Annotated in this window: 18 protein-coding genes and 2 pseudogenes; 9 read left to right on the forward strand and 11 right to left on the reverse strand. The window is 39.9% G+C overall.

What is annotated here, in order from left to right:
* The first annotated feature begins 174 nt into the window (after window positions 1–174).
* On the forward strand, window positions 175–2004 hold the full coding sequence (locus CPIN_RS00110; RefSeq protein ID WP_012787707.1) for a glycoside hydrolase family 2 protein: 1830 nt from the start codon (window positions 175–177) through the stop codon (window positions 2002–2004).
* 23 nt (window positions 2005–2027) lie between these two features.
* On the opposite strand, the gene CPIN_RS00115 is transcribed toward CPIN_RS00110, so the two are convergent.
* On the reverse strand, window positions 2028–2366 hold the full coding sequence (locus tag CPIN_RS00115; protein ID WP_012787708.1) for a hypothetical protein: 339 nt from the start codon (window positions 2364–2366) through the stop codon (window positions 2028–2030).
* Between the two features lie 126 nt (window positions 2367–2492).
* Window positions 2493–2831: a hypothetical protein gene (locus CPIN_RS00120; RefSeq protein WP_012787709.1), complete on the reverse strand. Its 339-nt coding sequence runs from the start codon at window positions 2829–2831 to the stop codon at window positions 2493–2495.
* Between the two features lie 513 nt (window positions 2832–3344).
* Here CPIN_RS00120 and CPIN_RS00125 point away from each other — a divergent pair.
* The 3 genes from CPIN_RS00125 (at window position 3345) to CPIN_RS00140 (ending at window position 8044) form a co-directional block, all read left to right on the forward strand.
* Window positions 3345–5633: an alpha/beta hydrolase family protein gene (locus CPIN_RS00125; protein ID WP_187294728.1), complete on the forward strand. Its 2289-nt coding sequence runs from the start codon at window positions 3345–3347 to the stop codon at window positions 5631–5633.
* An 828-nt stretch (window positions 5634–6461) separates the two neighbouring features.
* Window positions 6462–7037 (forward strand): hypothetical protein, encoded by a 576-nt coding sequence (locus CPIN_RS00135; protein WP_012787713.1) that lies wholly within the window; start codon window positions 6462–6464, stop codon window positions 7035–7037.
* Between the two features lie 11 nt (window positions 7038–7048).
* Window positions 7049–8044 (forward strand): DUF4407 domain-containing protein, encoded by a 996-nt coding sequence (locus tag CPIN_RS00140; RefSeq protein ID WP_012787714.1) that lies wholly within the window; start codon window positions 7049–7051, stop codon window positions 8042–8044.
* A gap of 131 nt (window positions 8045–8175) precedes the next feature.
* On the opposite strand, the gene CPIN_RS00145 is transcribed toward CPIN_RS00140, so the two are convergent.
* The 6 genes and pseudogenes from CPIN_RS00145 to CPIN_RS39545 all read right to left on the reverse strand — a co-directional run.
* Window positions 8176–8664, reverse strand: a complete 489-nt coding sequence (locus CPIN_RS00145; RefSeq protein ID WP_012787715.1) for a TlpA family protein disulfide reductase — start codon at window positions 8662–8664, stop codon at window positions 8176–8178.
* Window positions 8665–8666: 2 nt separating this feature from the next.
* Window positions 8667–11768 (reverse strand): FAD-dependent oxidoreductase, encoded by a 3102-nt coding sequence (locus CPIN_RS37805; protein ID WP_012787716.1) that lies wholly within the window; start codon window positions 11766–11768, stop codon window positions 8667–8669.
* Between the two features lie 106 nt (window positions 11769–11874).
* Window positions 11875–13395: a hypothetical protein gene (locus CPIN_RS00155; protein ID WP_012787717.1), complete on the reverse strand. Its 1521-nt coding sequence runs from the start codon at window positions 13393–13395 to the stop codon at window positions 11875–11877.
* Window positions 13396–14018: 623 nt separating this feature from the next.
* Entirely contained in the window at window positions 14019–14183 is a 165-nt protein-coding gene (locus tag CPIN_RS39540; protein ID WP_148230480.1) for a transposase, read from the reverse strand.
* Window positions 14158–14394 carry a transposase gene (locus CPIN_RS39745; protein ID WP_411914124.1) on the reverse strand — a complete coding sequence of 79 codons (237 nt, stop codon included), beginning with the start codon at window positions 14392–14394 and terminating at the stop codon, window positions 14158–14160. Before CPIN_RS39745 ends, CPIN_RS39540 begins: the two co-directional genes overlap by 26 nt.
* Window positions 14279–14557: pseudogene (locus CPIN_RS39545) on the reverse strand (transposase); the annotation flags it as partial. The gene CPIN_RS39745 and the pseudogene CPIN_RS39545, both read right to left, overlap by 116 nt.
* Window positions 14558–14904: 347 nt before the next feature.
* Here CPIN_RS39545 and CPIN_RS38575 point away from each other — a divergent pair.
* The 4 genes and pseudogenes from CPIN_RS38575 (at window position 14905) to istB (ending at window position 18953) form a co-directional block, all read left to right on the forward strand.
* Window positions 14905–15255, forward strand: coding sequence for a hypothetical protein (locus CPIN_RS38575; RefSeq protein ID WP_012787718.1), 351 nt, complete (start codon window positions 14905–14907; stop codon window positions 15253–15255).
* Window positions 15256–16011: 756 nt separating this feature from the next.
* A pseudogene (locus CPIN_RS00160) lies at window positions 16012–16316 on the forward strand (transposase); the annotation flags it as partial.
* A gap of 328 nt (window positions 16317–16644) precedes the next feature.
* Window positions 16645–18192, forward strand: a complete 1548-nt coding sequence (gene istA, locus CPIN_RS00165) for an IS21 family transposase (protein ID WP_012787720.1) — start codon at window positions 16645–16647, stop codon at window positions 18190–18192.
* A gap of 20 nt (window positions 18193–18212) precedes the next feature.
* Window positions 18213–18953 carry an IS21-like element helper ATPase IstB gene (gene istB / locus CPIN_RS00170; protein WP_012787721.1) on the forward strand — a complete coding sequence of 247 codons (741 nt, stop codon included), beginning with the start codon at window positions 18213–18215 and terminating at the stop codon, window positions 18951–18953.
* 184 nt (window positions 18954–19137) lie between these two features.
* On the opposite strand, the gene tnpA (CPIN_RS39750) is transcribed toward istB, so the two are convergent.
* Entirely contained in the window at window positions 19138–19479 is a 342-nt protein-coding gene (gene tnpA, locus CPIN_RS39750; protein WP_044217497.1) for an IS66 family insertion sequence element accessory protein TnpA, read from the reverse strand.
* Between the two features lie 126 nt (window positions 19480–19605).
* Between tnpA (CPIN_RS39750) and CPIN_RS39550 the strand changes: the two genes are divergently transcribed.
* Entirely contained in the window at window positions 19606–19752 is a 147-nt protein-coding gene (locus tag CPIN_RS39550; protein ID WP_083781045.1) for a transposase domain-containing protein, read from the forward strand.
* A gap of 89 nt (window positions 19753–19841) precedes the next feature.
* Here CPIN_RS39550 and tnpA (CPIN_RS39755) read toward each other — a convergent pair whose 3' ends face one another.
* On the reverse strand, window positions 19842–20051 hold the full coding sequence (tnpA, locus tag CPIN_RS39755) for an IS66 family insertion sequence element accessory protein TnpA (protein ID WP_411914125.1): 210 nt from the start codon (window positions 20049–20051) through the stop codon (window positions 19842–19844).
* 157 nt (window positions 20052–20208) lie between these two features.
* Window positions 20209–22857, reverse strand: coding sequence for an alpha/beta hydrolase family protein (locus CPIN_RS00185; RefSeq protein WP_012787723.1), 2649 nt, complete (start codon window positions 22855–22857; stop codon window positions 20209–20211).
* Window positions 22858–22950: the final 93 nt, after the last annotated feature.

Consider the following 22950-nt stretch of genomic DNA (forward strand, 5'->3'; position numbering starts at 1 on the left):
GACAAGAACATTTAATGGTATATTGAGGAAAACAACGTCCTGGCTGTCTAGCCGGGACCTTTTTCTTGCAATGTTACCATTTCAATTATATCGCAACATATACCAGTTGTCATATGCCAGTTAAATTCTCTTTACGTTGATTACACTCCCGTTAAACATACTTAACCCAGGTACATGAAACCGTTTAAAAGCACGCTTTTGTTTGTTACCCTATGTTTCCCCTATTTCCAGATCGCCCTTGCCATTGGTGAGGGCGATCGATTTTCGGGTCGCTGGTCTATGCAACCGGTACCGGTCCAGACGCGATGGGCAACAGCCGTCTCTCCCTCCAATGCGCTACCGGAATATCCACGTCCACAAATGGTACGCTCTCAGTGGGAGAATTTAAATGGTCTCTGGGACTATGCGATTACGCATTGGGATGCCGGTATGCCGCATAAATTCGATGGAGAGATACTGGTACCTTTTGCGATTGAATCAGCCCTCTCTGGTGTGCAGAAACAATTACTGCCGACGCAAAGACTCTGGTATAAGCGGAACATTCGCAAACCTGATACCCATGGTGGCAAACGCGTATTGCTGCACTTTGGAGCGGTCGACTGGCGGGCAGCCGTTTTCCTGAATGGAAAACTCCTGGGGAGGCATATGGGAGGCTATCAACATTTCTCTTTTGATATTACAGCGTCTTTGCAGGAGGGAGATAATGAGCTGGTCGTCACCGTGCTAGATCCTTCCAATCTCGGTCCTAATCCCTGTGGGAAACAGAGCCTGCGGCCCAGGAAGATCTTATATACCGCCGTCAGCGGCATCTGGCAAACGGTCTGGCTGGAAACGGTTCCACCTACTTATATCACAGACATTTATTCCACTCCGGATATCGATGCCCATTGCCTGAATCTGCGGGTCAATACGTCGGATACTACCGGCGTTACTGTTGACGTCACAGCTTATGCCGGTATTGTCGTTGCTGGTCATACGCAAGGCCGGGCAGGCAGTATGCTGGACCTGGGTGTTCCTTATGCACGTCTCTGGAGTCCGGCAGATCCTTTTCTTTATCATATGACTGTTCGTCTGTTACGGGATGGTCGTGTCATTGATTCGGTCAAGAGCTATTTCGGGATGCGGAAAATTAATGTGCAGGCTGATAGTAGCGGTATGCCCCGGTTATTCCTCAATAACAAATATACCTTTCATCTGGGCGTACTGGATCAGGGGTATTGGCCGGAAGGGCTGTATACCGCGCCGACTGATGCTGCTTTATTATACGATATCAAAGCCATTAAAGATATGGGCTTCAATACCATCCGGAAACATGTCAAACTGGAACCCGACCGCTGGTATTACTATGCGGATAGTCTGGGGATGTTGGTATGGCAGGATATGGTTCCTTGTGCGGATGACGATTACTACGCCACCTCTCAATTCGAGCAGGAAAATGCGGAGAACCTGCGTCAGCTGCATAACTTCCCTTCCATCGTTATGTGGATCCTGTTTAATGAAGGATGGGGGAAATACAATCAACAAACACTCACAGAGTCGATGAAACAAAGTGATCCTTCCCGTATTATCAATGGTCATTCCGGGGAAAACCTGGATGAATACAGCGATACACCCGTCAGTGATCGTTGGATCAGTAGTGAGGTGGCAGATGTGCATTATTATCCAGGGCCTTATATCTCGCCGGCGCTGCCTGGCAAAGCCAGGGTACTAGGAGAATGGGGAGGCGTACGTGTGCCGACGCCAGGACATCAATGGGCGCCTGCGACCAGCTGGGGTTATATACAAGTAACGGCTGACCGGTTTGCACAGCGGTATGCGTATATGATGGAGCGGCTGAAGAAGTATGAGGTGCAGGGATTGTCAGGGGCTATCTATACCCAGCCGTATGATGTAGAGTCGGAGGAGAATGGTTTTATGACGTATGACAGGGCGGTGATGAAGATAAAGGCGGAAGAGATGCGGAAGGTGAATCAGACGCTGACGCATCAAACAGCCGGGCAGTAATAGGCCCGGCTGAGATGGTTCGATTAAAATGCGGTCGTGAGATAAGTAGTTGTTACAGAACAAGGCTGATCAGCTATTGTAATAGCCGCGCCGTTAGGGGCCACCAGAGTAATTACGCCGGTTGGAGAACCTACACTATAAAAAGTGGTCGTATACAAGCTACCACCGTTAGTGATATAGTATACGTCTGCCAATGAGGTGCAGAAAAAGGTGGTTGTATAATATGGTAAAATACCACTTCTTACCATAGTCGTATACTTCCAGGCGGAAATACTGGTAAACCGGTTTGTTTTAAATGCAAAGATGCCTGCGCTAACTGATAGTACAAGCAGAGCGGCCAACAAAAACTTAGCTTTTTTCATACTGGAATTTTGTGATGGTGATTAATGTGGAGACGCTCGAAGATACTTTCCACATGGCAGGTTTACTTTGGATATAGCGGATATTAAAAAGCAGGGCTTATCCGTAACGACAAGCCCTGCATCGTACTAAATGATAGTAGTGGTACGTGTGAATGTTGTCACACAAGGATAGAATGGTAAGGTCATGGTTAAAGGACCTCCTATTTGTGTTAATGTAAGTGTGGTATATGGCACGGTCAGCAGATGCCAGACAGTAGTGAATACACCCAGCTGCGTATGTACCCATCTGTTGGTTGATGTACAGAGATTACCGGTGACATAATAAACAATACCGTTTCTTTCTACGGTAACGATGGTGGTAGTCACGAATACCTGATCGGTTGTAAACCTTGCCTTAAATGCCAGCATACCTCCGGCAACAGCAAATAATGCGATCAGCACTATGATGATCTTGGCTTTCTTCATATAGAGGGATTAAATCATTCTCAAAAAGTGCCTACTCTTTTCTGATGGTTTTCGGCATACCCATAAAGCCGGCCGGCAATGTTTTAACGTAAGATGAAATGGAAATGAAATATTTAGCTAGGAATGTATTTGAATACAGGTCTTCTCAAAATGTTCGATTCCCTAAAGATCCCCATTTTATTAATACTGGTACATAGTACTGAGGTATAATAATTGCTACGAATTATCGCTATCTACTAAGCGTTATACGGCATCTTCAAGCTACTTTAAAGTTACTCCATCATTATGAGATATCTGTTTATCCTGCTGCTGCTCGTTTGTACACTTTCTGTTGTCAATGCCCAGAAGCCTCCCATCACTAATATGACTTACAAAGGATGGGACATGCTATTGAATTATAATATCTCCGACAATGGGAAATACATCTGGTATACTTACGGATCGGAGGTGGCAGGGAGTTCGCTGGTGGTACGATCTGTTCATGGGAATTACAGCCGGATATTCTCCGGGGTAATGGATGCTGCATTTACTTCAGATAATCAACATCTTGTTTTCTCCTCTCCACAGGGATTGGGCATACTAAAGCTTCGTAATAATACTATTACATATGATAAGCGATTGAGTAATTATACTTTAGCTGCAGGTGGTAAATGGATCACGGCCAAGGTCTCCGATACGCTGGTATTAAAGGACCTACACACTACTAAAGAATACGCATTCAAAGGGGTTGTGTCTTCTTTGTTCAATGAATCTGGGAGTGTCCTATTGCTCAATTTCAGAGATAGTCTTGTCTGGTTGAATTTAGCAACTATGCATCTGCGAAAGATCAGTTCCCGTTCTAATATTGATAATCTCGTATTTGCACATGCTGATACAGCCATTGCTTTTACAAGCGGCACACAGCCGGATGTACAACTACATTATTTTAGTAACGGTATGGATAGTGGAAGGTATGTTATTAACGCTCCTGCACTAGCGAATATGCCTTTACAATTCAGCGAGGATGATCAATTGCTGTTTTTCAAAACAGTCAAGGTGCGAGATAAGCAGCACGAATCTTCTTATAGCAAGGTAAGCATCTGGGATTATCGGGATGTTCGGTTACAGTCACAGTCTGCGCCTGATCCATATAGTCCTTATACGGCGGTTGTTCCTGTTAGCGGAGGTACTGTCACTTATCTTGAGAATATTGATACTACGCTGGTGTCGACGTCAGGTAATAAATATGCACTAGTTTCTAATGTGGTAAATGAAGAAGATGGCTATTGGAATGATCAGCAGATCAGGAGCTATGATCTTATATCTCTTTCTAATGGGCTGAAAAAGAATATTATCCATGCTCCTCAGCAAGTAAGAGACTTCCAACTTTCACCAGGAGAGCTGTTTGTGATATGGTATGATATTACTGGTCAACAATATTTTACTTATGAAATCGCTACTGGAAAAACCCGTTGTCTTACGGAATCTATAACCGTTTCATTCATACGTGAGCGGATTAACCGGAAGGAGATTTTCACTTACGGGATTGCAGGCTGGTTGGCAAATGATCAGCGGGTACTGATATATGATGAATATGATATCTGGATGTTGGATCCCTCGGGACAAACAGCACCCGTAAATATTACTAATCACTACGGCCACCAACATCAAACGGTCGTGCGGGTCGTTTATCCACATCAGCTGTCAATATTGTCAGTTAGCGATTCTGTGTTACTTACTTGCCTGGATCGCAACAAGAATAACGGCTTCATGTCTATTACACTTGGGACCAATCCGGCGGCTGCACCTATAAAGATGGATCCCGTTGTATACCATTTCCCCGCGCTGGTTGTCTTTGAGCCACCTCCGCCGATAAAAGCCAGGCAGGCAAATATATACTTGCTACAGCGGCAAAGTGCTACTCAGGCGCCCAATCTTGTCATCACTACAGATTTTAAAACCTTTTCACCTTTTTCTGATATACAACCTCAACATAACTTTAACTGGTTAACAGCCGAGTTAGTACATTGGCCTATATCAGATAGTCTCACCGGAACAGGTATCCTATATAAACCCGAAAACTTTGATAGTACAAAGAGATATCCGGTCATCTTTACTTATTATGAGGAACGGAGTAATGAATTGAACATCTTTCCGCATGTCCGCCTCAGCTCAGGCACCTTGACGATTGCCTGGTATGTAAGCAACGGATATCTTGTTTTCGTGCCTGATATTTATCGGCCTACGGGGAAAAGTGGCACTGCCATTCTTCAGACTGTTGAATCGGCCGTGAGGTTTCTTTCTCTTCGCACATATGTAAATGCAGCTAAACTAGGCTTACAGGGGCATAGCTTCGGTGGCTATGAAACCAATTACATTATCGCCCATTCTAATTTGTTTGCTGCAGCACAATCTTCCGCCGGACCTGCGGAGTTGTTTGGTCTGCATGGTGGGCTCGGGTTCAGTGGGCGCAGTTATCATTTTATTTCTGAAGTGGGGCAGATTAATCAAGGTGTTGCACCATGGAAAAATCCTACAATTTATATAGATGGTTCCCCGGTATTGTTTGCGGATAAAATAAATACGCCATTATTAATGATGCATAATAAAGAAGATGGAGCGGTGCCGTTTTCACAGTCGGTCGCATTGTTTACGGCATTGAGGCGATTGGGGAAGCCGGTGTGGTTGTTGGAATATAAAGGGGAAGGACATGTGTTGTATGATTGGGAGTGTCAGGTGGATTTTACGAAGAGGCAGGAGGAGTTCTTTGGGAGGTATCTCAAAGGAGATTTACCTTATACAAATCTTTCAAAACATAACTAAGTTCAATAAATTTATTCAGAGGAATGTTATTATCAGTTTCGCTTTGCAACTTCTAATACCAAATGGCCTATGAAATAGTTACAACTAAGTAATCATACTCAGCTGTCATTTCAGAACCCATTAAAGTAATTATTCATCCAAAAAAAATACACTATGAATGGAACTACAGGACAAATCTGTCAGCAAAGCGGCATCTATCGCTGCTCTAATCATTCCTCAAATGAAATTCCATTATCTAAAGGAGAAAAATTCCCTCCTTGCTCATCAGGTGGCGGACATGGAGCAACATGGGTCTTAGTCAGAGCATCTTGAGTTTTTTACCGGACAACCAAAGATGGCCGTCCGGTAATTACTGAAATTTGACAATAAAAATTAAATTCAGTAGGCATTTTATCATTCACCTTTTTACTTCTAACCAATGATGTAATAGAATTATGCCACTCAATTCTTCCTACAAATACCTATCATTAACAGATAAACATAGAAGATATATAAAAGCAAGTTCGTTAACTGGACATATTCCTGAAAAGTCTCTTGCTTCTGAGAATACAAAACAATTCGTGCATGGCAGTTACAAAACATTGTTATTTGATCCTCAATGGAAGGCAAAAAGGAATGAGATATTGACTCGGGATCAACAAAAATGTATAATTTGTCAATCTCAGGACAATCTACATGTCCATCATAGACAATATCATTTTGACACCCAGTTAGGTAAGTTCAAACCTCCCTGGGACTACTCGAATCACCTCCTGATCACTCTATGCGAGCGATGCCATCAACGTGGCCATAAAAAGTACAAAGTCCCTACTATCAAATTTTAGTATTATGAGCTTCATGAACTTCAATCGAAACACACCATCACTCAATGGTACAAACTCAGAGGATGTCACAGCATCAGTCAACAGCCAACATCCTGAAATACCAGAAAATATCTTTATAGATACTAATCTTACTCCAGCCAAGACTGGCTTAGAAAGGGAAGAAAAGATCGACAATAACATTGACCTACTTTTTCGGTTTCTAGACAGAAACCTTGAGAATCAGGGATATGAGGATGCACTGATTAACCCTGATATTACAAATTTAAACGAGAACATTGCATCTATAAAGAATGATTTACATCGCACCATAAAAAAAGTAAATATATTCTATGACAGCTTTATAAGAGAGATAAACTTTCATATTGACAGTCGTAGCCGTAGCGGAATGATCGACACAGTCGAAGAATTAATTATGAAAAAACAGATTGCAGAGGATCATGTTCAAAAAATACAAGATATAGAAATTGATGCAAAGAATGGCCAAGGGGATAGCCAAGGATTAATTTTAAGCTATACACGTGGATTCAAAAATGGGCTTGCTGCCATCTCACATCATAATATTATTCGCAAAAAACTATAAATAATATTAACATGAAAGATTGGTGGATTAAATCGGGGTGCTTCTTAACGGGATACAACTATAGCATTGTCAGCTCAACAAGTGAAGTTGTTGCAAAAACAGTAAAAAAATACACATCCGCACTAATTATCATGTGTATCCTATGGGCATTTATTGGTTACTGTTTTACTACGCGTTATATAAAAGGCAATACCTGGCAAGCAATAATTGGCGCGCTCATTCTAATCATTTTGGTCATACAGATTGAACGCCAGATCATACTCGCATTGAATAAGAACAAACTCCTCTTTATATTTAGAGGCACAATAGCATTAATGATGGCGATTATTGGTTCGATTATTATAGATCAAATCCTCTTCAAAGAAGACATCGAACAGAAGAAAATTCTAGTACTACAAAACAAAGTTAACGAAGTGTATGGTTTTCGTGCTGCCGAACTTAAAAGGCAAATCGCAGAAATTGATTCAACTATTTTCAAGAAAGAATCAGATGTGAATGTTTTGAACGAAGATCTTGCAAAGAATCCCACGACAAAAGTAGTAACCACACAAAGGACAAACATACCCGTACCGACTACTATGTTGGATTCTACTGGAACATCGAATATAATTAGAACATTACCACAAACATCAGTTACCGTCACTACGATTCCCAATCCCAAACAAGAGCTAATTACACCTATAAATGATCAGATCAAATATCTTCGTGATCAAAAAAAACTAAAGGATTCAGCTCTGCTCCAACTCAGAGCGAACTTAGAACAAGATATCAGCTCAAAAGTGGGCTTTTTGGACGAGCTGGATATCATGAAAAGACTGCTAACCGATTCCAGCGCAGCGCTAATTGTATGGATAATATGGTTCTTACTATTACTAGGATTGGAATTACTAATTATGTTCAGTAAAATGGGAGAAAAACGTAATGACTACGATGCGACAATCCAACATCAAATGGCACTTCGGCTGAAACGACTGGAACTAATGGATAGAACCACAAACAAATATTAAATTTTAATAAGTAGAAGAATTATAGGAAGATTCCAATTTCTGCTTATTGCCATAAAATCTCAATAGCTTAGGGTAAGCACTATTTATGAACCTACTTCATGCTATTGAGATTTCTTATTATAGAACGTCAATTAGCTCCTTATCACCTTCTTTAGCGAATCAACATTGATACCACCAATGATAATTTCCCTAAACTCTTTCTTCTTGTTATATACCGCTAGATAAGGAAACCCTGGCGCTTTATAATAACTAAAGAAAAAGCCATCAACATCCTTTCCAATCGTCACATTTTGGAATTTATCCAGCTTGAACAATGTGTCATACATCTGGATCTCTTTAAAGTCAGCTACAGTCACAAAGTAAAACCGGGTATCCTTCAGTTCGTCCATCCGTTTTGTCAATTCTCTTGTTAATGCCTGACAATATGGACAGTCAGGTCCGAAGAAAAACAATACCACTGGTTTGCCTTTAGGAATAGATGCAGTGTTGATCTTAACAGCGGTATCTAACAGTTGAATTTTGAAATCGGGCATTTTCCTGCCGATTCCTGGCGGCAAAGGCCGTTGTCTTTCGCAACTAAATATCCCTATCAATAACAGGGCTACAAACAATACTCTCATCTTTATGATATTTTATTATTGGCTGCTTTCCAGATATAATCTATCAGTAACAGTCCGAAAGAGAAAAATATTAATATCGGCAGCATCTGGAATCGCAAGGCGATCTGGGATGCGAATACGCTAAATCCAAAATTGATGATCCATAAACCGAAGGCCAACAGTAAGCCGACTGACAAGGATTTATTGTATTTGAATCCTTTCAGCAATACAAAACCAAACAAGCTGAATATGAAAACAACGTTCATCATTCCTACAAGAATAGGATAGAAGTTGAGAATGGTGACTTTCAGATCCTTGAAATGAGTTTTTAACTTGCGGGATTCAAATCCAAACCACTGTTGGCCAATAGGCGCAATACTGTCTTTACCCATATTATAGGTATCCAGGAACTCGACCGGTGGCGCATAGTACTTCATGGTATTAGGAACCAGGTAGTATTGGGTAAACGTAACTGGATACTGTTTTATCAGGTAAGCACCATATTCAGAGAACAGTGGTCCTACGGACGCCCATTTCTTCAATATATGCGCTGTGGAATCTTTCTTGAACTTTTGATACATATATTGCTGCAGCGGAGACTTAGGATCCCACATATACCAGGTATTTGCAATCATCATTTCTTGTTGATGCATGAAGATGTTGCGGGTTGTATCAAAGTAAGTTCGCACCATCTTGTCGAGTTGTTTAAACTTCGCAGGCATGGGCGGTGGAGGTTCGTCTTGTACAAAGCGATAAGCATACAAGGCATTATTGGCCATCTGCCAGCCGCTAAAAGGAGAGAATTGACGAATACCAGTAAGCCGGTCATATTGATTGCTGGTATGCCAGACAAATCCTGCTATCAGGACCATGCTTGACAACATGCCGACTACCTTCATTCTCCATGGCTGTCGGCTAATTAGAAATGCAATAGCTGCCACTATTGGGTAAAACAGCGCGTTATATCTCACAGTAAAGGCCAACAGGATAATTACAGCGTGCCAGATGATCAACCCTTTATTAGGTCGATGTAATATCCATAACAACAATGTAAACCAGATCAGACTTAGACTCAGAAACAGCGCATCACTGGATACATAGTTAGCGATGAAAAAAAATACGGGATTAAAAAGCATTCCTGCTAATAACAAGCCAAATATCACTTTCCCAGGTTTGTAGAAATAAGCCAGTGTTAATACCAGCATTAGCGCACTGGATTGTAGCAGCAGGTATTGGAAGCCCACTAATGCTGTATCCCAAATAGTAAAAGTGCTGAAGAATCTTAAAAATTTCGAATAGCCAATTGGATAGGTATTGATGCTAAAATTGCCGTATGCAGATTCCAGGTAAACATAAGAATCACCATCAATAAACCCTGCAGATGGATAGAAATGTTTAAATATCAGGAATTGAAGAATGATTGCTAGTCCTGCCAACCAGATCAATGCCTTATTCCAGGGTTGCTCCCATATAAACTCCTTAAACGAAGGGACTTTTTTAGGGGCGGTAGCAACAGGCACCTCTTCACCGGATTTCTCTTCGTGATACTCTTGTTCGGTATTGATTGCCCAGATATTGTCTTTGGCTGTGACACCAGCAATGATATTATCCACAGCGACCATAGCAGTAAGCATGGAATGGTCTGCGTTATTATATTTATGCATACCATTGCGTCCTACCAGGAATATATTCTCCAGCTTATCTGTATAAGCTCTTACTTTATCAAATTGCTCGTAGGCACCGAAATATGCAGGATAAGTCTTTTCCACTCTCAGAACAGTACTATCTAATACATTGTCTGTGGAGGCCAAACCTATTTTCTCTAACTCCCGGATTGCCAGAGCGGCGATTTCAGTATCTGGTAGTTTCCAAAAGTCGTCTGTTTCATTACAGAAGAACTCCATTCCTACCCAGGCGGTGTCAGGGTCCTTAACCATATATGGGCTCCAATTGTTAAATAGTTGTAGACGGCCTACTTTCACGTCTTTCTCCTGGATGTATATCCAGGTATCTTCTAATTTCAAAGGCTTCCATTCACCGGTGTGCTTATCTAGGAAAGATAATCTCCTTAACAAAATACCCACCGTAATGAAATCCCTATATTGGAGTTTAGATGCAATATCTCTCACGGGAACCGGTACGTCACCTACTATGCCGCCTATTAACTCCTTAACAGGCATTGTACTGAAGAAGTATTCACCTGTCAATCTCATTTCTTCACCAGTCTGCCTGTTTACAGCCGTTACCACTGTCACCTTATTATCTTCTGTATAAATATTCTTTACATCACAATGCATGTGGATAATACCGCCCATTTCCTGTACCTGTCTCGCTACCTCCTCCCACAGCTGTCCTGGTCCTAGCTTAGGATAGAAGAATTTTTCTATCAGACTCGTTTCTGTTCCTTTCTGTGCGACATCCCCCTGATTCTTTGTCTTCTTTTTTGATAATTCCTGTATTGCGTGTTCAATAGCCTTATGGATGCTTACCCCTTTGATACGCTGTGCCCCCCATTCTGCAGGGATCTCATTACATGGTACTCCCCATACTTTCTCCGTATAGTCTTTAAAAAAGAGATTATATAAAGTCTTTCCAAAGCGATTAATCATGAAATCAGCCAGACTCTTCTCTGGCTTCTTAGGGAATAACTGCGCCCATAAATAGGATATGAGAATGGCGATCGTCCGGCCAACACCTAGCTTCCTCAAAGTGTCTACGGATAATGTAATAGGATAGGTAAAGAACCTCCGCAAAAAGTAAATCCTGGAAAGCCGGTTGCGCACCAGCATCACTTTATCAGGATCATCGCTCTTAATGCCAGGGAAGTCTTTTCTATTTATTTCTCTCGTTTTATTCTGATATGAGATCTTATGTGTATCATTCCCTTCTTCCAATGGCAGTATATTCAACCACCATTGCATCACTCTGTCTGATTTAGAGAAAAAACGGTGGCCGCCGATATCCATACGGTTGCCTTTAAAGTTAATTGTCTTTGAGATACCACCTATATCTCCGCTTTTCTCTAATATAACAGGGATAATATCAGTACGCTGTAACATCTCATAAGCAGCAGTCAATCCAGCAGGACCTGCTCCAATGATAATGGCTTTTCTTTTTGACTCCATAATGTGGTATTGATAAATGTGAAACAGGGCGCCTCAAGAGGGTCATTGGTTAACTGTTCTAAAATACCACAGTATTTATTCTCATTTGTTAGGAGAAAGCGGATAATTATATGGCTGGGTCGGGAATTGGGTTTTCTTCGGCCGGCTTTGATTCTTGCCGGCTTTCTTGGATGACAAAACCTAATAATAGCACTGCGAAAGTCAGCGTGAATATAAATGGAAATGCCTGGTATCTTAATACTATTGGCGACGCCAGTACACTAAACGCAAGGTTACCTAGCCAGATCATTAGCATTACCCATAGGACTTTCCGGTAGTATGGGCTGACTTTTGAAAAACCTCCCAGTATTACAAAACCGATGAATCCGAAGAAGAAGATCACATTGATCATGGCTAGTAACAAAGGGAATATAGCAGTGAGTATGATGTTTTTGTTTTTGGAGAAATGATGAACCTTGTTGGATTTGTATCCAAACCAGCTGACTGCACCAGGATCAACAGTATCGCTACCCATGTTGTAAATGCCCAAGAACTCAGTTGGAGGTGAGTAGTAATTTAAAAAATTAGGCCAGATATAGTATTTCAGAAATGCACCGGGATGTTGTTTGATCAACCATGTACCGTATTGGCCATATAGAGGCGATACAGAAGCCCAACGCTTTAGATACGGCGTAGTGCTGTCTTTTTTATACTTGTCGGCTAAATAGAGCTTTAAAGGCGCCTTTTCATCCCATAAGTAATAGATCCCAAGTTCGCCGTCAGGACGTTGCTTGAGTTTACTAAGCGAGTCCATATGCTGTATAGTGAAATTATGCAGCTTCACAAATTGTTTAGGGATGTTTGTCCGTTTAGGGGGAACATGGGCATACATAAACAATGCATTACTGCCCATTTGCCAGCCTCCAAAAGGGGAGAATATCGAAACACCGAGTTGCTCTTTAAAAGTCAAGGTAGTATATGTGACGAACCAGGCCACAGGGAGTAATACAATAGCTATTCTCAACAACTTTTCCTTTAGTACGCCTTTGGTCATAAAAATCACCAAGATGCTGATAATTGGATAATATAAAGCGTTATATCGCACAGAAAATACAAAACCTAGTATTAGTGCATGAAATACGAACATTCTTATATTGGGTTCATAAATGAGCCAGAACAGGGTAGTTAGCCAGAGTAAGCTGAAGGTCGCGAATAGTGCATCGCTCGATACAAAGTTAGAGATGTATAGCCAGAGGGGATTCAGTACTAGTAGAGCGAACAATGTACCAATGAGCCATTTACCAGGCGCTAGTAAATATTTGATTGAAAATAAAAAGAATAGTATTGAGAATTGTAATAGCATGTATTGGAAAATAACCAGTCCTGCACTAGATCTATTGAAGACGCTTATAAACCGGAGGAATTTTGAATAGCCGACTGGCCACATGTTGATATTGACGTTATTGAGTGCGGCGTCTATGTAGGAATAAGAATCAGGGAGGAAGTTGGGATAAGGATAAAGCCGAAGAATTAATATTAGAAAAAATATCGCCAATATAGTAGAGCCGAACAATAACCATCTATTATCTTTTCTATCTAAAATATCATAAACAAAAGCTTTAGAAAATAATGGGGCTTTAAATTTCATATAAACTTAGGTTAACACGTTAATTTTAATAGGAAAGTTAGTTAAGGAGATAGAGTTATAAGTTACGAGATAGAGAATATTTCAACAGAGCATGTTAAGACAAATGTGTGAGCTGTACGCGCTGGTCATGGTTGTAAATTGCATAGCTCTTGACCGGGAGTATTAAGATAACTGTGAAGGTTAAAGAGGCCATGCAGAGGCTGCTGTTTTGAATTGCCAGCATTCTCTGATTAAAATCCTATCTCTAAACTAATCAGTTATCTGGTGGACAAGCTACAGCAGCCATTCAAGAAAGCTGGCCAACCGTCCGAAAAACGGTGAAATCAAATCCAGTAAAGATCTCTCCGATCTTTCCATGAAATGTACCGTTTGGGTATTCAGGAGATGCTCAAAGCTGAAATGGAGGAGCTATTAGGTTACGAGAAACCTGCACCAGAAGGTGTGGAGCACCCTAACAGCCGCAATGGATACAGTAAGAAAAGTGGAGCGTTAAGATAACTGTGTAAATTGTTTGTCCTGACCATATTTGTAAGTTGCATCGCTCTTGACCCAAAAGATTAATAAACTGTATTAACATAATGGGGTGGTCTCTTTGAGGCATGGTCCATTTTTTTGAGCCTGCATCAGACTGAGATAGACCACTTTTCGACAGCCTGTTCACCCGGTAATATGCTTCTGGCTTCGGTATATTTTCGGATTCCCCGGTTTACATTTTCAATCAGATTAGTCGTATAAATAATCTTAAAAATTTTCAGGGAAAACTCAAAAAGGTTGATAGATAATCCCAATTGCTATGCCAGAATTTGACGATGTAGGAATATTTGGCACCCCAGTTATCATCAAGTGCTGTAGGGTTGCCAGTGCTATATCACCGTCTGGAGCACTATAGATCTCGCATAAAGCAATAGTGGACCGCTTCTTGTCTTTCCAGACCACAAATTTTAGTGAGTTCCTTAGTTGATGAACTATGCAGACCTGAGTTTTTCCGGAGATACACAGACTTGATCGCGTCAACAAAGCCTTTCAGATTACCAGTACTTGTGATCAAAATATCTTCGACTACACGAGCCCTTAGATTAGTCAATACACTCTTCCAGAACACAGCGCTTTCATTTTGACAGATCCACATCCCTAATATTTCCTTATAACCATTATTATTAAGGCATACAGTTACACATTAACATGGTCGTTACGAACAAAATCCTATATCTACTAATTAAAAACTTCACCTCACAAATAACAAAACAAATCAGGCATCTATTTTTGTATCAACAATCGAAAGAAATTCTAAAATCATTTATTAAAACAGCGTTAAGCATTAAAAAGCGAGAAAAAAAATAGTTTTTAGAAATTTTCATATAAAAACTTCTTGGTTTAAAACCCATAGAACTGCATTCTTTAGAGAATACTTATTAGAAAGTATCTGATTTTAATATCAAAATATCCGGATATGGGGAAACCGAAAACCAGTATAAGAGAGTAGGTACTTAAACAATAAAAAAGAAAAAAATGAAAAAGGCAAAAATCATTCTAGCAAGCATCAGCATTCTCGCTTTAGTAGGCGGAGCATTTGCTTTTAAAGCAAGAACAGAAATAGGTAGATCTTATCTATGGACGAACTCCTATGTACAAGGAACTGTTACTTATCAATTACCAGGTCTTAGTTCTTTCTGTATAAACACTACAGCAATTAACTTAACAGATGTAAGACCCAATCCTACACAACTTCCTACCAGTACTTATAGGACAACTGCACCAAGCACTACCATTACTACACTAACATCAGGAACATTCACAAAAACAATTCCTTACCACACATGCGTTTTCACTGAAAATGTATACACAACAGTTGTGATATAATATTGTGATTGAATTACAATGTCAACAAAATAACTGGCTATATGAAAAATCTCTATAGCCAGTTATCTCACATCTCACAAAACATCAACAAATTTATACTCTTAGATAAGAGTATCTCCGCTTAAAATAAATTTAAAACATGAAAAAGCAAAAATCATCTTCGCTATTATATGCATACTAGCTCTGAGCGGAGGAATATTTGCATTTAAAGCAAGAACTGAAGAAGGAAAAATGTATGCCTGGACAAGTGCTTATATACAAGGTACCATTACTTATAAATTACCGGGCAACGCGTCTTTTTGTATTAATACAACTTCAGTCTATTTGACAATAGTTCGCCCGAATCCAACACAATTTCCAATCAGCACTTACCTCACATTAGCGTCAAATACAACTATCACAACACTAACGTCAAGCATATTTACAAAAACAATCCCGTTGCACACTTGTTTTTTTTATAGAATCTGTTTATACGACAGCTGTAATATAGCATCATAATAGGATTATTATTTAATTAAATAATCTTTTTAATAAAATCATTAGCCAATTTTACCATTACAATTAAAAATATAAAATATTATCACGCAATTATATTGAGTTCATACTCAAAGCAAGTACATTACCAATAGGGCGCTGGGGATTACGCATACATTCAATAACCTCATTGGGCGTCTTTCCATTCAATGATGGTGTAGACATCCCGGAAAATAGGACAGCTTAAAATGGACAAATTTTGTAATTTTAAGCTACCCCGATATGAAAAAGAGCACATTTACAGAAACTCAAATTCTGAACTTACTGAAAGAGTTCGACTCCGGTCGAGACGTTGTTGGCATTTGCCGCGAACATGGCATTTCTAAAGCTACCTTTTACAATTGGCGCAAAAAATACAGTGGGATGGAATCCCAGAAACTTAAGCGTCTAAAGGATTTAGAGATAGAGAACGCTCGCTTAAAGAAGCTATATGCTGATCTAAGTCTTGATCATGCTATGTTAAAGGACATACTAACAAAAAAGTTCTAAAGCCCTCTCAGAAAAGGGAACGAGCTAATTATTTAATTGAAGTGGATTTGCAACAAAAAAATGGACAAATTATTAAGCTGCTTGTTTTAGGTAAGCATCCGGTAGACAGCATCTATGTGATGATCTTTGATGTAGATTCTGGACCATGTTGACCCACCGTTCTGATTCATGTTGACCCACCATTCTGGGATGCTGACCCACCCATAATTATTAATAAAATAGCTAATTGCCGAATAATTCTGGGATGTTGACCCACCTTGGGTTGCTGTGTTCACAGCTCGGATTGCCATTCTGGCATGTTGACCCACCTGCGGACAGTCATTAGTAAGGGCTTTTGTTATTATTTGCTCCTAAAAATGTGGGAGCATGACACAAACGCCCATTGCAATGGAACAATTAAGACAGCTTTTACAACTTCACAATGATGGAGTTGGAATACGGGAGATGGCACGCCGCATAGGTATTAGCCGCAATAGCGTGCGTAAATATCTGTGTCTACTCTCTGATGATTCTACTCAGCAACAGCATCCGGATAATAAAGCTCTTGCTGAAAAGGCGTATACCAATGACAATACCGTTCACGATATGCATCGACTTGAACAACTGGTTGTCCATTTGAAATACGCGCAGGGAGAATTAGGCAAAGTTGGAGTCACCCGTCAACTGCTTTGGCGGGAATACTTACAGCAGCATCCTGATGGATACGCTTACAGCCATTATTGTCATCACCTTAACCAGTATCTTAAGAAACTGGATGTGACAATGCATATGGAATATTCCATTGCTGATATGATCATGATCGACTTTGCAGGTAAAAAGCTCCATTATATTGATCTTGCTACCGGAGAACTGATCGAATGGGAAGTATTTATCGCAATTCTACCTTTTAGCGGGCTTATCTTCTGCGAGGCAGTACATAGTCAGCAAACAGCCGACTTTGTTCATTGCATCAACGCTATGCTATTATTCTATGGAGGAGCTCCTAATACGATTCTCTGTGATAACCTAAGAACCGCTGTAAAGCAGCCAAATCGCTATGAACCATTGTTTACTGATATCTGTACACAACTCAGTGAGCATTATGCCACTACCTTTAGTGCGACCAGACCATACAGCCCACGTGATAAAGCGATGGTCGAGAAAGCTGTAAATATCATATATAACAACGTATATGGCCCACTTAGGAAACGGGAGTTTACCAATCTTAAGGCACTTAATGCGGCTGTGCACGAGCAACTGCTGCTACTCAATAATAAACCTTACAAAAGCACCCCATACAGTCGCTGGCATTATTTTGAACAGCAGGAACAATCCTCTCTGAAGCCACTACCGCCACAACCATTTAGTGCCAAAAAAGTGGTGCAACTCACTGTTCAGCGTAACTATCACGTTCAGCTCTCAGAAGACCACAGATACTATAGTGTTCCCTATGTCCATGTCGGTAAAAAGGTTAAAGTACTTTATGATCAACGGACGGTGGAAGTCTATCTGGATCACCAACGCATTGCACTACATCGAAGAGACGGTCACAATAAAGCATATACAACGCTAGCCGAACATATGCCGCCTCATCACCAGCGTATGCAACTGATCAAAGGATGGAACCGCGAGGATCTGTTGCAACAGGCAGCTCGTATTGGAACATCGACCCATCAGGCAGCAGGGCTAATGCTTGAAAACAGTATCTATATCGAGCAGAATTACAAAGCCTGTTTCGGAATGTTGATGCTGCAGAAGAAATATGGTTCAGACAGGTTAGAGGCAGCCTGCAATAGAGCATTGACTGGCACTCGCGTAAACTATACGCTCATTAAAAACATCCTTGAGAGAGGAATGGATAAATCGGCTCCTGCTTCAGAAGCATCATCTATACCTCTACATGATAATATAAGAGGTAAAGACCACTATCAATAATCACTAAATAATAAACAAAAATGAACACGACACAAACACTTCAACAAATGCAATCACTTCGCCTACAGGGCATGTTCCAGGCGTATCAAACTCAATTAGACCTACCCATGAATCAACAACTTGAAGGTCATGACCTGATTGCCCATCTGGTACAATCAGAAGAGCAAAATCGTATTAATGAGAAGACCGCATATTATCTGAAGCTGGCCAAGCTGCGTCTGCCTGCAACCATTGAACAAATAGATTGTAGTCCCAGACGCAATTTAAGCAAACAGCAGCTCGCACTACTAAGCGAAGGCCGCTATTTACAGCACGGAGAGAATGTACTGATTACAGGCGCAACTGGTTGCGGAAAAAGCCATCTGGCCTGTGCCTTAGGGCATCAGGCATGCCTTCAGGGTTATAAAACAACTTACTTGAACATGAACCGCCTTATTGAGAAGGTTACCTTATCTAAACTTGACGGTTCCTACATTAAACTGCTTAATCACCTGGAACGACAAACCTTAATCGTGCTGGACGACTTTGGCTTAACGCCAATGACACAGGAAATCCGGCTTACTTTGCTGCAACTGCTTGAAGATCGTTATGGTAAGAAAAGTATCATCGTCACATCACAACTACCAGTCTCTAAATGGCATGAGTACATTAATGATCCAACGTTAGCTGATGCTATCCTTGACAGAATGACAGCAAATGCACATCGTATTGAACTAAAGGGAGACTCTATGAGGAGAAAAAAGGCATCTGAGAATCAGTAACACATCGTATTTTTACACAGCATCAAGCTCTTACTTTTATTGCCTGCTTCGCAGGTGGGTCAACATCCCAGAATAGTGGGTCAACATGACCAGAATTTACAGCCGCCAGCTTATAAAAGCTGCTACTTATCATGACTGGCTGGGCATACAGAAAGTATCTGCATGAGGATGATAGTGCCAGCATTTACTTAGTGTTTAACAGCCCCTTTATCACGTCTGTGTTGACAGCTGAATGAAAAATGATCCTGGTGCCTGATAAATATATAATCTCAGCAAATGGGAGTGTCACATCTGGGACAACCGCCTTCGCAGGTTTGACCTGAATAAAATGCTTCCAGCGGGGAACCTTTGCAGGAGCAGAAAACTGCTTCCTCCAGTTCTTTAACATAGACAGCGTGATTCCATGATTATCACAAAACACTTGCATTTTTACATTCGACTGGCTCCATTGCATTGCGATACTCTTCTTCTCTGATATTGTAAACGAACGTATCGTGGAATTATTGGATGATTGCATATAGGGCATATTTAAACAATGTAAACGTAAAGCCTCAGATTCACATGCCGAAGATGCTGTCTACCGGATGCTTACGTGATCGGAAGGAAGAATTACCTCTTTGCCGGAAGCCATGAGTCACCAAAACGAATCGCGATGCTTTACAGCCTGAACGCGACCTGTAAGCTGCACAATATTAATCCCAGCCTTTGGCTGAAACATGTTTTAACAGTCATCAACGACCATCCCATTAATAGAATCAAAGAACTTCTTCCGCATATCTGGATCACAAAGCAAAAGTAACAATCTCAAAGATCATCACATAGATGCTGTCTACCGGATACTTACCTCATAACTGGAAACTTGACCGAAGTTAAGCCACTCCTGAATTATTACATAGATGCAGTTGCTCGTAGGCATACTTTTCTCTTACGTCCAATATCGAACTGCTTTATCCAGTTCTTCAACGCATTTACTGATATTTGTTTTTGTTCACAGAATACCTTCATCTTCAGGTTACTTTGCTGCCATTCTGAAAGTAACCGCTTCTTTTTCAGTGACAGACATACATACCGCTGCTTCTTCTCTTGGTTGTGATAAATCTTGGATCATAATGAGCGCAAACTAATCACTTCCGATAATTAGGAGAAGATGCTGTTGCTCGTGGGGATATATCTTAACACTCTCAATTTTTAATTCCAATATTACAATTCAAGGGAATGTATCTTTAACCTTTACAGATGTCTTAACACCCCCAATTTAAGGTTGGGCTTTTGAAGAATCTAAATCAAGTCCAGAAATATATCCTTTAACATTAGCAGGAACACCTGTTGTCATCCAATACGGAGGAAAGCTTTGTTTTAAGTAATAGTCAAAAAACTGTTGTTGTCTGATGGTAAAGTCCAGCATATTATCAATATTACTTAGAGTATGTTCTTCTTGATCATACTCCAATAACCATACTCGTTTCTTCAATCTTCTCATAGCCATATATAACTCAATAGATTGAGCAATCGGCACTGAAAAATCCTGTGTATTATGCATTAAAAGCAAAGGGGTACTAATTTTCTTCACATTGAACAACGGCGAGGTCTCCACATAGATGTCTGGTCTATCCCACGGAGTTGCACGCAAGTTAAGTTGGCCTTCTTCATGCAAATTTGCGAGACTTCTTCCACCAAAACCAATTGCGCCAAAACCACTTATAAAATCCGATGGTCCAGCAGAGGCTTGAGCTGCCGCAAAAAGATCACTATGAGAAACAATATAATTTGTCTCGAACCCTCCAAAACTATGACCTTGCAAAGCCATTTTTTTTGCATCAATCCAATTATATTTTGCAGTTAAGTAATTAGCTGCAGATACAATAGAAGATAAGGCACTCTCTCCACGATAAATGGAATGGCCCCATATATCTGGCACAAAAACCAAATACCCCCGACTAACATACCAAGGAATATTCAATCCTCCTACACTTAAACCTGGTCGAAGAAACTTGAAGCACTCATTACTTCTCAATTCATAATAATTAAATATAATTGGATACTTTTTCGTACTATCAAAATTTTCCGGTTTATAGAGTATCCCCATTCTATTTGAGCCATCCAATGCTGTCCATTGTATCAATTTAGAAGTCACCCAATTATATGTCTTTTGAGGAGAAAAAAAAGAGAGTTGCTTAAAAAAGTGAAAATCTTGGGTTAAAAAAAGATTAGATGCTAGTGTATCACTCTGCTTCTGCAAAAGAAATATATTAGAGTTGCCTCCCTTTATTGGAGGCATAGGTGAACCAAAATACAATGCCGGAAAATAATATACATATGGGCCTAACTCACCATTTAACTTACTCTTATTCCAGCTCAATTTTGCTTTAAAAATCCCATTCCATTTATTAGATTCTTTGAGCCCAGATATGAGAATAGAATCATTTAGACTAAAATTCTCAAGTTTACAAGCTAGTCTTAATACCACTTTCTGCTCTGTCCCCCAGCCATCCGTTAAACAGACTGCCTTATTATTTCCTTTCGGATCGACAAGCCATAGGTCATATCTATCATATATTATTACGGCGTTTTCATCCTTAGTCCATCCTCCAAAATCAAATTGTATTGGCCGACGAAGACCCATATCTCTGAAGTCCCTTCTTGAAGATATTCCTTCCGTTAGATCTATCGTATTCTTACTATTGATCTCATAACAATAAATATGTTGCGTAATTGTATCCATATACAATACATACTTTTCAGAACGCGACATATCCCAATAACCATACCTAGAAGAATCTGGCATGAATCGAATTTCCTTATTTCTAGAAATGTCAAATAATCGACAATATGACGTTTCCTCATTATTCCAATAAGCATCATCTTCATTTGTTATTCTTCTTTTTACAACATAATTCCCGCGAGGATAATTCACCAAAGTAGAATCCAAATGTTCAAGTTGGATGAACCTTTTCTCCTTACGTAACCAAACACCAATATAAGATTGAGATGTCTCCTCATTTAAATGCAAAAGCTGTTGAGATTGTAACCACCGATCTTTATAGTGCCAAATATTCAACCTATCAGTAAAAATTTTCTGATTGATTATCTCATTTTTTCTTCTTCTCAATTTAAGAAATAAAAAATTATCATCATTGCCAAACCAGGGCTTTTCATCTGATATATAATAGCCATTTGCAAAATTTGCTATTTTAATGATACCACACTTTTCAATACGCCCATTCACTTTTTTATATATAGATACTATATTACTATCAGCAAGCTTCGAATTAAACGCAACTAAATCTCCTTTTTCACTAAAAGATATATCACTTTGAATGACTTCATAGCTACAAAATGTCTTACTCTCATTTTTTAAATTAAAATAAAAAAGACTATCATTGATTTGTCCCCAACAAGCATCGTCATTAATATCAAATTGAAATCTACTAACTTTCTTAAAAATCTGCTCTTTATAATTTATCAAATTCTTCACGATGATACAGGTATCAAAAAAAATAGCTGCCCATTTTTTTTGGGGAGAACATATAAAACTCTTTGCATTTTGATACCCATGCAACTTATTTCTCTCCAAATCAAATACGCTCACAGATTTTGCATGCCTAAAAATCACACATCGACTATCAATCGAAAAAACGGCACCTCGAGAATCATCAAAGGCTCTTCGAGAAGTCCCATCACGTGATAAGATAATAAGAGAATCACCCACCGCAGATAGATTCTCATACCAAATGTATCTTCCATTATTGGAAATATCATATTGTCCAAGAGTTTGCCAAGATTTAATTGACTCATAGTCAAAAACTAATTTTTGCGCAACCGCATTAGAGCAAGCAAAAAAAAGAATAATAAACAGAACTATTGGGTTATATTGAACCTTATAATAACAAGACGCGATCTTCATATCAAAAATAAAATAGAATTTAAATACCCAATATCATAACCAAGTGTAAAAATTAGTTTGGAAATAGCAACTATTTTCTAAAATCGAGTTTAT

Source organism: Chitinophaga pinensis DSM 2588 (genome assembly GCF_000024005.1).
Taxonomy (GTDB): domain Bacteria; phylum Bacteroidota; class Bacteroidia; order Chitinophagales; family Chitinophagaceae; genus Chitinophaga; species Chitinophaga pinensis.